We start from the raw sequence: 13569 nt of genomic DNA, 5'->3' as shown, positions 1-13569 counted from the left end.
GTGGCGGAGCAGCAGGACTTTTCGCCGGAACGGCAGGACCACCGCAGACTGCCGCGCCGGCGCGGAGCTGCCCTGAACAGTGCAATTTTCGAAGCTGTCCGGGCAGAGATCGCCGAATCCGGGTACGCCGCCCTGACCATGGACAGCGTCGCCGAGCGCGCCCGGGCGAGCAAAGCCTCGCTGTATCGGCGGTGGCCCGGCCGCGCGGCATTGGTGCTCGAGGCGGCCTACGATGCCATGCCCAGTCCTTCGTCTGCGCCGGATACGGGTAGCCTGCGCGAGGACGCCCTGGCGATCCTGCGGCTAGTAGCGCAACAGCTCGAAGGAGAAGTGGGGCAAGCCATGCGCGGGCTATTGGGGGAAGCGCTCCAGAACCCAGCGGTGGCCGCTGAAGTCCACGAGTACACGCGTGGCAACGTAGGAAAGATCATGCGCGCCATCATTGAGCAGGCTGTGGCGCGCGGCGAATGCGATCCCAACGTGGCCACGGAGACAAGAATCGAGGCCGGCCCCGCCTTGCTGCGGCAGCGGTTCATCTTCTCGGGAGCACCGATCGATGACGATTTCCTGGTGAAGGTGGTGGACGAGGTGATGCTGCCGCTGCTGGTGGTCCGCCGGCCCAACTGAGTCGCACTTGTTGTCGTTATGCGGTCGTTATGCGGCCTCTAAACGACGTCTACTGCTAGCTAGTTCGCCAGCCAGATGTCCGGTCCGAAGACCTCGTAGTGAATCTTCGTGGCAGGGATTCCGGCATTGATGGCTTCGTTGCGGATGTGCTTCATGAACGGCAACGGCCCGCACAGGTAGAGCGATGCGTCGGCCGGCAGGTCCACTTCGCGCAGTGACATGAAGCCCGATTTGGACCCGGGCTGCGGTTCCTCCAGCCAGAGCTGGAGCTCGGCTCCATCCAAGCGCTCGACGTCGTCCGTCATCTGCCCGCGCAACGCCCAACTGTCCAGGTTGCTCTCCGCGTGCAGGACCAGGACCTGACGGTCGGAGCCGGAATCTGCGAGCGCGCGCAGGATGGATGCCGTGGGAGTGCAGCCGATGCCGGCGGAGGCGAGGACCACTGGGCCGTTGCCGTCCTTCAGCGTGATCTCGCCATAGGGATTGGAGATCTCAAGGACGTCGCCAACCTCTACGGTGTGGTGCAGCACAGGCGAGACCTCGCCGCCGTCGTCGATCTTGGTAGTGAAGCTTCGGCTCGTGCCGGCGTCGCCGGAAAGAGAGTACTGACGGACCTGGCGCAGGCCGTCAGGGAGCGTGACCTTGACGCTGATGTACTGGCCAGGCAGTGCTTCGGTGATGGGGGTATCGTCGGCCGGCTCGAGGGTGAAGGTCTTGGATCCGGTCCCGGCGGGAGTCTTGGACGCGACCTTCCAAGCGCTCCACATCTTTCCATTGGCCTGCGCCGCGTAGAGTCCTTTTTCGATCTTGATCAGTGCGTCCGCCATGAGCCAGTAGACCTCTGTCCAGGCCTCGGCGATTTCAGGGGTGATGACTTCGGCGAGATCCTCTGCGATGGCAGCGAAGAGGTGCTCGTAGACCACTTGGTACTGCGGCTCGGTGATCCCGAGTGAGGCGTGGCGGTGCGCAATGCGGGACAGTACCGTCTCCGGCAGCGTTCCGGGGTTGTTCACCAGATGGCTTGCAAAGGCGGCGATGCTTCCGGCCAGGGCCTGCTGCTGGCTTCCGGAACGCTGGTTCGAACGGCTGAAGAGCCCATCGAGCAGTTCGGGGTGCGCAGCGAAGAGGCGGGCATAGAACTTGGGGGTGATGTCGCCAATCCGGGAGCCGACGAGCGGCAACGTGGCTTCGATGACGGGGAAGGATTTGTCCGAGAGCATGGGAACTCCTGTCGTAGTGGCCCGTGGGTTGCGAGCGGACCGGGATCAATACTCGTATTTGAAATGCAAGTATCTATAGCTAAGTTCTACACGCTGTAGAAGAGTTTGGCCAATCGACAGGCCCGTGATCGTAGACGAGCGCTACAGCCCGGGGCGCAACCCGATCGCCTGGAATACCGGCGTCATTTGCCGTAGGCGAGGCAGGGAAGAGACGACGACGTCGTCCAGCTCCCGGTAGAAGGCTTCCCTCGCACGGGCCAGTGCATGGCGCAAGCCGCATTCGGTGATGAGCGGGCAGTCGCCGTTGGTGGATTGGCATTCCGCAAGATCCGCCCTGGTATTCAGCTCCCGCAGGAGCTGGCCCACTGTGGCTTTCTGTCCGGCCGCGTTGAGCCGGGATCCGCCCTTGCGGCCACGCTCGACGTCGATCAGGCCCAGTTCCCGCAACCGAACGATGGCCTTGCTGACGTGGTGGTAGGGAGTCCCCACGGCGTCTGCGATGTTTTGGGTCGTCAGGAGTTCACCTACGGGCGCGGACGACAGAACTAGAAGCGCGCGCAGGCTCACATCCGCGAAGGCATTGATCTTCATGCCAACAAGCTTACGGAGTCAGGTCTAGTCCACCCAGACGGCGCGTTCGTGTCCATCCGCTTCGGCAGCTCCGAACGTGAAGCCTTCCGCAGTCCGGACATATGGGACGACAGCTGCCATAAGGCCGCCGCTGCGATGTTCGGCCGCGGCGTGGATCCCGTCTGAGCCGTGTTCCGGAAGGATCACATCGCTGGCCATGGCAACCGCGCGGTATCCGTCACGGCCTTGGCTGAGCAATTCGAGGATGTCGGCCAGCATCGACCCTGTGTCGACGTTTCCTTCGTCGTCCGGCTCTCCGGGTGTAACAAAGACGAGTCGAAACTCGCCGTCGTCCGCAAGGGTGACTGCGAAAGGCATGAAACCCCCGTTTTGTTCCAGGTGTTCCTGCGCTGTTGCCAGGGCGGTTCCAAGGGTTTCGCGGAGTTCGCGTTCCTCGGGACTTTCAAGGCCGTCGATCTGGGAGTTCATGCTCTCCATATTGCTCGCCGGGATGGCCGGTTAAGACCGGACCAGCGCAAGGACGCGGTCGCGGATCTTTTCCATGGTGGCCACGTCCTTCGCCTCTGCGTTCAGTCGCAGGAACGGCTCGGTGTTGGACGGGCGAAGGTTGAACCACCAGGTGCCGTCCTTCGCCGTGAAGGTGCTGCCATCCATGGTGTCGACGTCGGCGTCTTCGTTCTCGAAATCGGCGCGGACGCGCTCAATGGCTCCCGCCTTGTCCTCGATTTCGGAATTGATTTCGCCGGAAGAGACGTACGGTTCGTACTGACGGCCAAGTTCGGACAGCGGGCCGTCCTGCTCACCCAGCGCCGCCAAAACGTGCATGGCTGCGAGCATGCCGGTGTCTGCGTTCCAAAAATCGCGGAAGTAGAAATGCGCAGAGTGTTCCCCGCCGAAGACGGCACCTTCCTCAGCCATGACGGCTTTGATGAACGAGTGGCCCACGCGGGTACGGACGGCGCGGCCGCCGTCCGTCGCCACGAGCTCCGGGACAGCCCGCGAGGTCAGCAAGTTGTGGATGATCACCGGCGTCTTTTCACCCGCGGCCTGGGCACGCGCGATTTCACGGCGCGCAACCATGCCAGTGATGGCGGAGGGGGACACAGGTTCGCCCTTCTCATCGATCACGAAGCAACGGTCGGCATCGCCGTCGAAAGCCAGGCCGATGTCCGCGCCGTGTTCGATCACTGCGGCTTGCAGATCGCGCAGGTTTTCAGGCTCAAGCGGATTGGCCGGGTGGTTCGGGAACGAGCCATCCAGCTCAAAATACAGGGGGATGATCTCGAACGGCAGGGCAGGAAGCAGTTCGTTACCGAGCACGGCAGGAGTGGTCAGTCCAGCCATCCCGTTTCCGGCGTCGACGACGATCTTTAACGGACGGGAGCCTTTGAGGTCAACCAGGCTGCGCAAGTACTCGGAGTAGTCCTTCAGGACATCGCGGGCGCTGATCTTGCCTTGCACGTCTGCGGCCGGGATGTTGCCTTCGTTGAGGTACTTCTCGGCCAGAGCCTGGATTTCCTTGAGGCCCGATTCCGAGGAAATCGGTTGGGCTCCGGCTTTGGACATTTTGATGCCGTTGTATTCAGCCGGGTTGTGGCTTGCGGTGAACGTAGCGCCGGCAGCATTGAGGGCACCGCAAGCGTAATAAAGCTCGTCGGTGGAAATGAGGTCCAGCAGCTGGACGTTGGCACCGCGGCGGGCAGCCCCGTCCGCAAACGCCTTGATGAATTCCGGGGAGGACGGGCGCATGTCGCCGCCCACCAGCACCGTTTCGCCGGCGAGGCCCAGAGTGTCGACGAACGCAGCGCCGACAGACTCCACGATGTGGGACGTGATGGATTCACCGACGATCCCCCGGACGTCATAAGCCTTGAAGGATGCCGAGAGGTCGAATGTCTTGTTCTGCTCGCTAGTCACGCGCTCAATCTTACTGTGGACCGCCGTCGGCACTACGCCAGCACCCGGCCATGTGGAAAACCTTTGTCCACATAGATGAAGTCCTGGGTTCTGGCTGTCTGCCGGTGCTGGAATACTGAAGCCATGCCCAACAACCCGGATGCTGCCCTCCTCGCAGCGGAACAATCCACCACCCGACTGCAGGCCCTTGAGGTCCTGAGGGAGCTTGTGGGAAACGCGGACGCCCGATTCCACGACGGCCAGTACGAGGCGATCGAGGCCCTCGTCGACGCTGGGCGGCGCGCTTTGGTGGTGCAACGGACTGGCTGGGGCAAGTCAGCCGTGTACTTCGTCTCGTCCCTGTTGCTGAGGCGTCGGGGCGCCGGGCCTACGCTCATCGTTTCGCCGCTGCTCGCACTCATGCGGGACCAGGTGGCGGCAGCCGCACGTGCGGGCGTTCGCGCCGTGGCGATCAATTCCGCCAATCAGCTCGAGTGGGACAACGTTCGCGAGCAACTGGCTGCGGATGAGGTCGATGTTCTCTTGGTTTCACCGGAGCGGCTCACCAATCCCTCGTTCCGCGAGAACCAGCTTCCTGAGCTCATCCGCCGTACCGGCCTCCTCGTGATTGACGAGGCACACTGTATTTCGGACTGGGGCCACGATTTCCGTCCCGATTACCGGCGTATCTCCGATCTCATCGAGCAACTGGCGGGGAGCGTCCCTGTGCTGGCAACCACAGCCACGGCCAACTCCCGGGTGGTCCATGACATCGAGGAGCAACTTGGAGCGGGTGTGCTCACCATCCGCGGGACACTTGGCCGTGAGTCCCTGCGTCTGGGCGTTCTGAAGCTCGCAGACTCAAGGGATCGCCTCGGCTGGTTGCTGACCCATCTGGCTGACATGCCAGGCAGCGGAATCATCTATACCCTGACCGTTTCCGCCGCGGAGGACACTGCCCGGCTGCTCTCCGAGGCCGGCCACAACGTCCTGTCCTACACCGGCCGCACGGACCCCGCCGACCGTGAACGGGCTGAACAACTCCTCAAGGACAACCAGGTGAAGGCGCTCGTGGCCACCTCGGCGCTTGGCATGGGATTCGACAAACCGGATCTCGGTTTCGTCGTCCACCTTGGTGCCCCGTCATCACCTGTTGCTTATTACCAGCAAGTGGGCCGCGCAGGACGCGGAGCCGCCAATGCGGATGTGCTCCTCCTGCCCGGATCCGAGGACCGGGAGATCTGGCAGTACTTTGCCACGGCTTCCATGCCGTCAGAGGAAAAGGCTGCCGCCGTCCTCAACGTCTTGGCCGAGTCCGGCACGGCCCTATCCACTGTGGCTCTCGAAGCAAGGGTGGACTTGCGCCGGACGCCGTTGGAACTCCTGTTGAAGGTCCTCGCGGTTGACGGTGCAGTGGAGCGGGTAGGTGGCGGCTGGAGGTCTACGGGACACCCGTGGATCTACGACGCCGAGCGTTACGCCCGTATCGCCGAGGCCCGGGTGGACGAACAAGATTCAATGGTGATCTACCAGGACACGGCTGGATGCCGCATGGAGTACATCACCGCCGTCCTGGACGACGAGTCCGCACGTGCATGCGGTCGCTGCGACAATTGCGCTGGCACGTGGTTCCCGGCGGACGTGGCAGCAGCAGCTGCCGACGTCGCGGGGCAGACCCTCAGGCGCGCGGGTCTTGCCTTGGAACCACGCCTTCAATGGCCCAGCGGCATGGACCGGCTGGGCGTTGCTGTGAAGGGCAAGATCAAGCCCGACGAGCTGTTGGCTGAGGGCCGCGTTCTGGCGCGACTGACCGACCTCGGATGGGGAGGCGCCCTGCGCGAACTCTTTGCCTCCGGCGCAGCTGACCGCGATGTCGAGCCTGCCATGCTGCAGGCTTGCGTGCAGGTGTTGCGGGAATGGGCCGCAGGAGACGGCCGATCTGCAGGATGGAGCGGCCAAGGACGGCCCGCAGCCGTGGTGAGCATCCCGTCCAGGAACAAGCCTGCGCTTGTCGAGTCCCTGGCGCGCGGTATAGCCGGGATCGGCCAGATGCCGTATCTGGGTTCCCTCCAGCTCCAGCACGGTGGGCCTACAGGCGGGAGGGGTGGCAACAGTGCCTACCGGCTGGCCGGCGTGTGGGACCGCCTCGTTGTGGGTCCGGAACTCGGACAGAACATCGCGGCGCTAGGCGGGCAAGGCATCCTCTTGGTCGACGATCTTGCGGACAGCCGCTGGACCATGACGGTTGCGGGGCGCGTACTCAGGCAAGCCGGAGCGGGATCGGTGCTGCCTCTCGTCCTTGGTCAAGCAGCTTGAGCGGCGCGGCACCGGACGTCCAGTCCGAGTCCCGATGGCAGCCGCGGCTCGCGCTGCTGGTTGCCGCCACCTTCTTCATGGAGTTCCTGGACGGCACAGTCCTCACCACCGCCATGCCGAGCATCGCTGCTGATTTCAAAGTGGCTTCGGCCGATGTCAACATCACGATGACTGCCTACTTGGTGACCGTGGCCATGGGAATTCCGTTGAGCAGCTGGCTCGCCGAACGCTTCGGGGCACGCCGAATCTTCTGTCTGGCGATCGCCGTGTTCACTGTCGCGTCGCTGTTGTGCGCGGTGAGCCAAGACCTCACTTTGCTGACCCTCAGCCGCGTTGCACAGGGGGCCGGCGGGGCAATGATGGTGCCTGTAGGAACCCTTGTGGTGCTGAGGGGTACGCCTAAGTCGGAGCTTCTCCGGGCCACCGCGTTCCTGGTCTGGCCCGGCTTGCTGGCTCCCGTTCTTGCACCCATCGTGGGTGGAGCCTTCACCACGTACCTTTCGTGGCACTGGATCTTCCTCATCAACGTTCCGCTGGGGCTTGCTGCGTTCATTGCAGCTTTAAGGCTGGTTCCGCGCACGGGAGGCAATGCGGGCAGGCGGCTCGACTGGCTAGGGCTCACCCTTACCACCTTCGGCGTCGGATCCCTTGTGGTGGGTCTTGAAGGGGTTGGCGGTCATGGTGCGGGCGTGGTCCCCGCGGTCTTACTGTTGGCCGGAGCACTGGCTTTGGCCGGGGCAGGCTGGTGGATGCTCAAGGCCAAGGCTCCGCTCTTCGACCTCCGTGTCTTCGCTACCCGCACGTTCCGGGCCACCTCCACCGGAGGGTTCGTTTATCGGCTAACCATCAGCTCGGTGCCGTTTCTTCTGCCGCTGTTGTTCCAAGACGGTTTTGGTTGGGATCCGCTCAAATCTGGGGCCATGGTGGCTGCCGTCTTCATTGGCAACATCGGTATCAAGCCCGCCACGACGCCCACCATCCGGCGATTCGGCTTCAAACCGGTGCTGGTTTTCGCGTCCCTCGCCTCGGCAATCACTTTTGCCGCGTGTGCCATGCTCACCCCCGAAACCCCCGAACCCTTGATCTTTGCTTTGCTGCTGGCGAGCGGCGCCTTTCGTTCGATCGGGTTCTCGGCCTACGCATCCGTGCAGTATGCGGACATCGTTCCGGGGGAGCTTCCCTCGGCTAACGCGGTTTCAGCCACGCTTGTGCAACTGGCCGCGGGTGCCGGCATTGCGGTGGGTGCGCTGTTCCTGCGCCTTTTCGATCATGTTTCGCTCTTCGGCGGCGGCCCTTCCTCGGCGTACCGTGGCGCCTTCCTCGCCATGGCCACCGCAATGCTCTTGAGCACCGCGGACAGCCTCACACTGCACAGGCACGCCGGAGCGGAAGTCAGCCGTAGTGCAGTGAGCAAAGCCGAGAAGCGCCGGCGCTTGGGGTGCGCGGAGAGCCAAAGACGCCGGAACTTCCACTACTGAGGATCCCCGGAACGCAAAAAGGCCCCGGTCCAAGGACCGGGGCCAAAACGCGGAGACGGGGGGATTTGAACCCCCGGTGGAGTTGTGCCCCACACTTCATTAGCAGTGAAGCCCATTCGGCCGCTCTGGCACGTCTCCAGTTGCTATTGCTAGCCAACCAAGGATACGCAGAACTGGGCACCCAGTGCAAAACGGGGGAGCCGAGGAGCCGCGGGCGTGGATCTCAGGCGACCGTCACTGGCCCGCGCCCTGCTTACCGGCAAGTGCCCGCCACAGGAAGTGCTGGCTGCGGGCCTGGAGGGAGGCCGCTTGGCGGTTGTCCGAAGCGCCTGCGTGACCGCCTTCAAGTGCTTCGTGGAACCACACGTTGGGGATGCCCATCGCCTGCATCCGGGCGGCCATCTTCCGGGCTTGGACCGGGCCCACACGGTCGTCGGAGGTGGCTGTCCAGATGAACGTCTCCGGATAGTCCACGCCGTCGCGCAACAGGTGGTACGGAGAGAAGGTTCGGATGAATTCCCATTGCTCCGGGACGTCGGGATCGCCGTACTCGGCAATCCAGGAGTAGCCGGCAGAAAGCTTGGTGTAGCGGCGCATGTCCAGCAACGGGACACCGCAGGAGACCGCTCCGAACAGCTCCGGATACTGGGTCAGCATGTTGCCAACCAGCAGCCCGCCGTTGGATCCGCCCACGCAGCCGAGCCGGCGCGGACTGGTGACGCCCCGTGAGATGAGGTCCCGCGCAACCGCTGCGAAGTCCTCGAACGCGCGGTGCCGTTTTTCCTGCAAGGCGGCCCGGTGCCAGGCTGGGCCATACTCGCCGCCGCCGCGGATGTTGGCCACGACGTAGACGCCGCCGCGCGAATGTGCCGGGGAGCCATCGTCGGATTGGATGCTTTCGCTTCGGCGTTCCAGCCACGCGCGCCCGATGGCGCCGCTGTAGGCCGGCGTCCTGGAGATCTCGAAGCCGCCGTAGCCCGAAAGCTGCGTGGGGTTTTCGCCGTCGAGGTCCAGATCTTTGGACGCCACTTGGAAGTAGGGCACCCGCGTGCCGTCTGCCGAGGTGGCGAAGTGTTGCTGCACCTCGTAGTCCGTCTCGTTGAAGAACGACGGCGATGACTTCACCACGGCGTGCGTGCTGGAGACCCCGCCGTCGTGGCCAGCGTCGAGGCTGTAGGCGGCTATGCCCGGGGACAGTGTGCCGCGCATGAGCGTGGTGGGAGTGGTGAAGCCCGTTGCCACGAGCCAATAGTCGTTGCCGGCGTCGTCGCCTTCCGCTTCGTCTTCGTCGTCCACCGCGTAGGCGTTCACATCGTGCAGCGGCGGGCACGCATCGAGCAGGGTCACCGCCCACCCGCCGGCGGAGTCCTTCCAGACGGGAGCGAGCACCCTGATCTCGGAAGAGACATCATGCAACAGGTTCAGGAGCAGGTAGTCCCGCGTCCAACTCCAGGACTGCAGGGAAGTGTGTTCGTCCGGAGTGAAAAGCACCGTGAAGTCGCGTGCCCCGGACAGATAGCCTTCGAAGTCGGCAGCAAGCAGCGAGCCCGCCGGGTACGTTGCACCGCCAACGTTCCAGTCCTGCCGCGGACGGAACATGAGCCATTCGCGGTGGGAACTGAGGTTCACGTCTGTGGGGACGTCGATGGCAAGCCATGCGTCGTCACGCAGCACGGAGGTGGATCGGTTGAAGAAGTCGATCCAGTCCACGGCGAAAGTGCGTTCGAAGCCTGGAGTGGAGTCGTGGGCGACGAGCGCCATCATGTGGTCTTCGGGGATCTCGAAGATCCGCTCGGCTTCAGTCAGGGTCTGGCCGCGCCGGAGCTTCACGCCGGTCCGCGCGTAGGAGGAGCTGGTTTTCGGCAGGCCGTCCGCGGTTGTGGATACCAGCAGCGTGTCGGCGTCCAGCCAGCTCACGTTGCCCTTCGCGGTCGGAAGGTCGAAGCCGCCTGCAGCAGGGTGCACGAAGGTGCGGGTCTCGACGTCGAACTCGCGGTGGCGGTTGGCGTCACCGCCGTCGGGGGAGAGAGCGATGACGGCGAGGCGGTGCGGCTCGCCCTCGGCCGGACGCAAGAAGTTGGCGCCGTGGAACACCCATTCTTCGCCCTCAGCCTCAGCCAGCGCATCGATGTCCAGAAGGACGTCCCATTCCGGAGAGTCGCTGAGGTAGCTCTCCCATGTGGTCCGTCGCCAGAGACCCTTCGGGTTCTGCTGGTCCTTCCAGAAGTTGTAGTAGTGCTCGCCGCGCTTGTTGACCATGGCGATCTTGTCCGTGGAGTCCAGGACTTCCAGGATTCCGGCTTCCAAGGCGGCGTACTCGGCGTCGTCTAGTAAGTCTTCGGTGCGGGCATTTTGTTCCCGCACCCAGTCCAGCTGTTCTTCGCCATGAACGTCTTCGAGCCAGATATTCTCGTCGACAGGTTCGGAAGCGTTTGCGGTTCCCTTGGCAGTCTCGTTGTCGGGCACGGGCGCTTGATCAGCTGCTGTGGTGGTCATCCCTCATCCTAGGGCGACTGTCTGAGAAGGAAGCAAGTCACAAGAAGTTAGGCTTGGGCGTGGGTAAATCGCAGAACATTCGGGTGGGGCTGATCGGGGCAGGTCCTCGCGGCACCAGTGTGCTTGAGCGATTGCTCGCCAATTGGGCCGCGACGGAAACGGAAGCCCGTTCCCTGCATATCGACGTCGTAGACCCCTATCCGGCCGGTCCCGGACACGTCTGGCCGCCCGAACAGTCCCGCCTTTACCTCATGAACACGCAGTCGTTCTACCCCACCCTGATTCCCGAGGACGAGCAGCTCGCGCCGCCCTTGGCCGGGGGATCTTTCGAGCAATGGCGCTCGGAAAAGCGTGCGTCCGCCGGCGCCGGACTGAGTGCCGAGGAACAGGCCGAACTTGCCATCCTCGCCTCCCACGACTTTCCAAGCCGTGCCCTCTATGGACGGTATTTGCGCTCAACGTTGGAGGAATTGCTGGAACGTGTCCCTGCCGGCGTCGAGATCGCTTTCCACAGGTGCCACGCTGTGGCAGCGCGTCCCCTGCCGGGCGGTCCCGCGGGCGGAAGATTCGACGTCGAACTCGACGACGGCGGTCGCCTCACCGTCGATTCCCTCGTCCTTGCGCTGGGGCACCTTGAGTCCCGGCTCAACCCGGAGCAGCGTTCGTTCAGGGAGGCGGCGGGGGAGCTCGGGCTGCTGTACTTCCCGCCGGCCGCTCCTGCCGACGTCGACTGGGCTTTGGTTCCGGACAATGAGACGGTCCTGGTACGGGGCATGGGCCTGAACTTCTTTGACGTCATGGGCCAGTTGACGGAAGGCCGCGGCGGACAGTTCGTGGCGGCTGGCGACGGTCTCCCCGGGAAGCTCAAGTACTTGCCCTCGGGCCGGGAACCGAAGATCATCGCGGCATCCAGGCGTGGCACTCCGTACCGGGCCAAGGCCGGCTTGGACGGCTACTACCCGAAGTCGGTGCGCTTGCGGTACTTGACGGAAGGCGCGATAGAGCGCTTCGCCGCGGCGGGAATCCAACCTGGCTTCGACCACGATCTTTGGCCCCTCCTGCATCGCGATGCCTTGTGGGCTTATTACTCCACTTTGGTTGTTTCGGAACCCGTGGCCGTTCTCGAAGCGACGGAATTCCTGGCTGCCCTCGAGGACCTGTTGCAGCCGCATGCGCATGCCACCGGGCGGTGGGAAAACCAGGTTGCAGAGCTAGTTGCTACCCACGTTGCAGCGTCGCGCCGCCTTGACCTTCTGGGCCTCGCGGCGCCGTTGGCCGCGCGTTCCTTTGCGTCCAGGAAGGAACTCGACGCCGCCGTCGTGGACTATCTGGACGACGACGCGCACCGCTCCGCGCTGGGAGAGACGGATCCCGTGAAGATGGCCATCGGTGCCTTGCACACAGGAAGGGCCATTCTGAAGAGTGCCGTTGCCGACGGTGGCATCACGGACGAATCGTGGGTGGGCGAACTTCGGGGCTGGTTCGAGTCCTTCGTCGAGGGGCTCGCGAGCGGTCCGCCCGCCGTGCGTGCCGAACAGTTGGCCGCTTTGGCGCGTGCCGGCGTCGTGAGTTTCGTGGGCCCGGATCCGCGATTCAACGTTGACCGTGGCAGGGGGGTCTTCCGTGCGGTATCGGCTTGGGTGCACGACGACGCCGCGGAAGCGAGGACACTGATTGAGGCCATGTCCCCGGCGAACAGGGTGGGCGCGAGTGTTTCTCCGTTGCTTCGGCAATTGCTCGCCGACGGATTGGTGCGGCCCAAGGTCATGATGTCGGCTGAAGGAATACCGGTGCAGACCTCCGGGTTGGATGTCCAGGCGCACCCCTATCGCCTGGTGGGTGCCAACGGTTCGCTGACCCCCGGGATGTACGCCCTGGGCCTGCAACTTTCCTCCGCCCAATGGGGGACGGCCATCGCCGCCGAAGCCCGGCCTTCCGAAGGTCGTGCCTACCGCAGCGGCCAGCGGACCCTCCGCGACGCGGACGAAATCGCCAGGGACATACTCGGCCTACCCCTGCAAAAATGAGCATGTTCCACCAAGCAAAACGAGCATGCTCCCCGCCCGATCCTACGAGTGGACATAATCCCAATATGTCCATTCGCCAAGGCCGGGGGAGAGCATGCTCATCCGTGGTGGTGGGGGTTTATGAAGCCTGGTTTTCGATGAGTTTGAAGATCGCACCCGTCGGATCGGTCAGGGTGGCCATGCGGCCGTAGGGAGTGTCCTCAGCTGCCTGGACGACGGTAGCGCCCAGGGAGACGGCCTGCTCGATAGTGGTATCGACCTTGTCCACAGCGAAATAGACGCCCCAGTAGGACGGCACCTCGGCAGGCAAGAAACCGGAGGCATCCATGATGCCCGCCTTGGAGTCGTCGCCCGCGCCGAGCGTGGTGTACCGGAACTCCGGGGTGTCGCCCACAACGGTGGTTTCCCAGCCGAAGACGTTTTGGTAGAAGGAAACAGCAGAGTCGTATTCCTTGGCGAAGAGCTCGTGCCAAGCGGGTGCTCCCGTTTCGGCAGCGAGTTGGTAGCCCTTCATCTCGCCGAACTGCCAGGCGCCGATGGCTGCTCCGGAGGAATCCGCGTACATTGCCATGGTTCCCTGGTCCGGAACTTCCATGGGTTCCAAGTAGATCTGGCCGCCGTTGGCGACAGTCGCTTCAGTGGTGGCCTTGATGTCGTCAGTGCGCAGGTAGGTGGACCAGACATCGGGCATCTGTGCCATATCTTCCTGCTTCTGCATGATCCCGGCCACCATCTTGCCGTCCTTCGAGGCCGTGATGTAGCCGCCGTACTTTTCCTGGTCCCCGGTCTCGTAGGTCCAGCCGAAGAGCGTGTTGTAAAAGGACTTTGCCTTCTCCGGGTCCGAGGTCATCAGGTCGATCCAGCAAGGTGCGCCGGGGGTGATGTCAGGTGTAGGCATGTTTGCTCCTGTGTTGTTGC

Annotated in this window: 10 protein-coding genes and 1 tRNA gene; 4 read left to right on the top strand and 7 right to left on the bottom strand. The window is 63.7% G+C overall.

Annotated elements, in window-relative coordinates:
* The gene (locus tag OW521_RS10705) at nt 1-627 is read left to right on the top strand and encodes a TetR/AcrR family transcriptional regulator (RefSeq protein WP_268025252.1); all 627 of its coding nucleotides are present in this window, start codon (nt 1-3) and stop codon (nt 625-627) included.
* A gap of 59 nt (nt 628-686) precedes the next feature.
* Here OW521_RS10705 and OW521_RS10700 read toward each other — a convergent pair whose 3' ends face one another.
* From OW521_RS10700 to OW521_RS10685, 4 genes are all read right to left on the bottom strand, one after another.
* On the bottom strand, nt 687-1847 hold the full coding sequence (locus OW521_RS10700; RefSeq protein WP_268025250.1) for a globin domain-containing protein: 1161 nt from the start codon (nt 1845-1847) through the stop codon (nt 687-689).
* A 141-nt stretch (nt 1848-1988) separates the two neighbouring features.
* Entirely contained in the window at nt 1989-2438 is a 450-nt protein-coding gene (locus tag OW521_RS10695) for an RrF2 family transcriptional regulator (RefSeq protein WP_268025248.1), read from the bottom strand.
* Nucleotides 2439-2462: 24 nt separating this feature from the next.
* Entirely contained in the window at nt 2463-2906 is a 444-nt protein-coding gene (locus OW521_RS10690) for a hypothetical protein (protein ID WP_268025246.1), read from the bottom strand.
* 30 nt (nt 2907-2936) lie between these two features.
* The gene (locus OW521_RS10685) at nt 2937-4355 is read right to left on the bottom strand and encodes a phosphomannomutase/phosphoglucomutase (RefSeq protein ID WP_268025244.1); all 1419 of its coding nucleotides are present in this window, start codon (nt 4353-4355) and stop codon (nt 2937-2939) included.
* A gap of 123 nt (nt 4356-4478) precedes the next feature.
* Here OW521_RS10685 and OW521_RS10680 point away from each other — a divergent pair, with 123 nt between their 5' ends.
* Nucleotides 4479-6650, top strand: coding sequence for a RecQ family ATP-dependent DNA helicase (locus tag OW521_RS10680; RefSeq protein ID WP_268025242.1), 2172 nt, complete (start codon nt 4479-4481; stop codon nt 6648-6650).
* Nucleotides 6647-8128 (top strand): MFS transporter, encoded by a 1482-nt coding sequence (locus tag OW521_RS10675; protein WP_268025239.1) that lies wholly within the window; start codon nt 6647-6649, stop codon nt 8126-8128. Before OW521_RS10680 ends, OW521_RS10675 begins: the two co-directional genes overlap by 4 nt.
* A gap of 50 nt (nt 8129-8178) precedes the next feature.
* Here the strand turns inward: OW521_RS10675 and OW521_RS10670 are convergent.
* Together OW521_RS10670 and OW521_RS10665 are read right to left on the bottom strand one after the other, a co-directional pair.
* Nucleotides 8179-8266: transfer RNA gene (locus tag OW521_RS10670), tRNA-Ser, on the bottom strand.
* A 96-nt stretch (nt 8267-8362) separates the two neighbouring features.
* On the bottom strand, nt 8363-10624 hold the full coding sequence (locus tag OW521_RS10665) for a prolyl oligopeptidase family serine peptidase (protein WP_268025237.1): 2262 nt from the start codon (nt 10622-10624) through the stop codon (nt 8363-8365).
* 59 nt (nt 10625-10683) lie between these two features.
* Between OW521_RS10665 and OW521_RS10660 the strand changes: the two genes are divergently transcribed.
* Nucleotides 10684-12651, top strand: coding sequence for an FAD/NAD(P)-binding protein (locus OW521_RS10660; RefSeq protein WP_268025236.1), 1968 nt, complete (start codon nt 10684-10686; stop codon nt 12649-12651).
* Between the two features lie 118 nt (nt 12652-12769).
* On the opposite strand, the gene OW521_RS10655 is transcribed toward OW521_RS10660, so the two are convergent.
* The gene (locus OW521_RS10655) at nt 12770-13549 is read right to left on the bottom strand and encodes a VOC family protein (protein ID WP_268025234.1); all 780 of its coding nucleotides are present in this window, start codon (nt 13547-13549) and stop codon (nt 12770-12772) included.
* Nucleotides 13550-13569 lie beyond the last annotated feature (20 nt).

The sequence above is a fragment of the Arthrobacter sp. MMS18-M83 genome, assembly GCF_026683955.1.
Lineage (GTDB): Bacteria > Actinomycetota > Actinomycetes > Actinomycetales > Micrococcaceae > Arthrobacter.
Note: the sequence above shows the minus strand (reverse complement) of the source record. Positions and strands in the feature narration are given on the sequence as shown.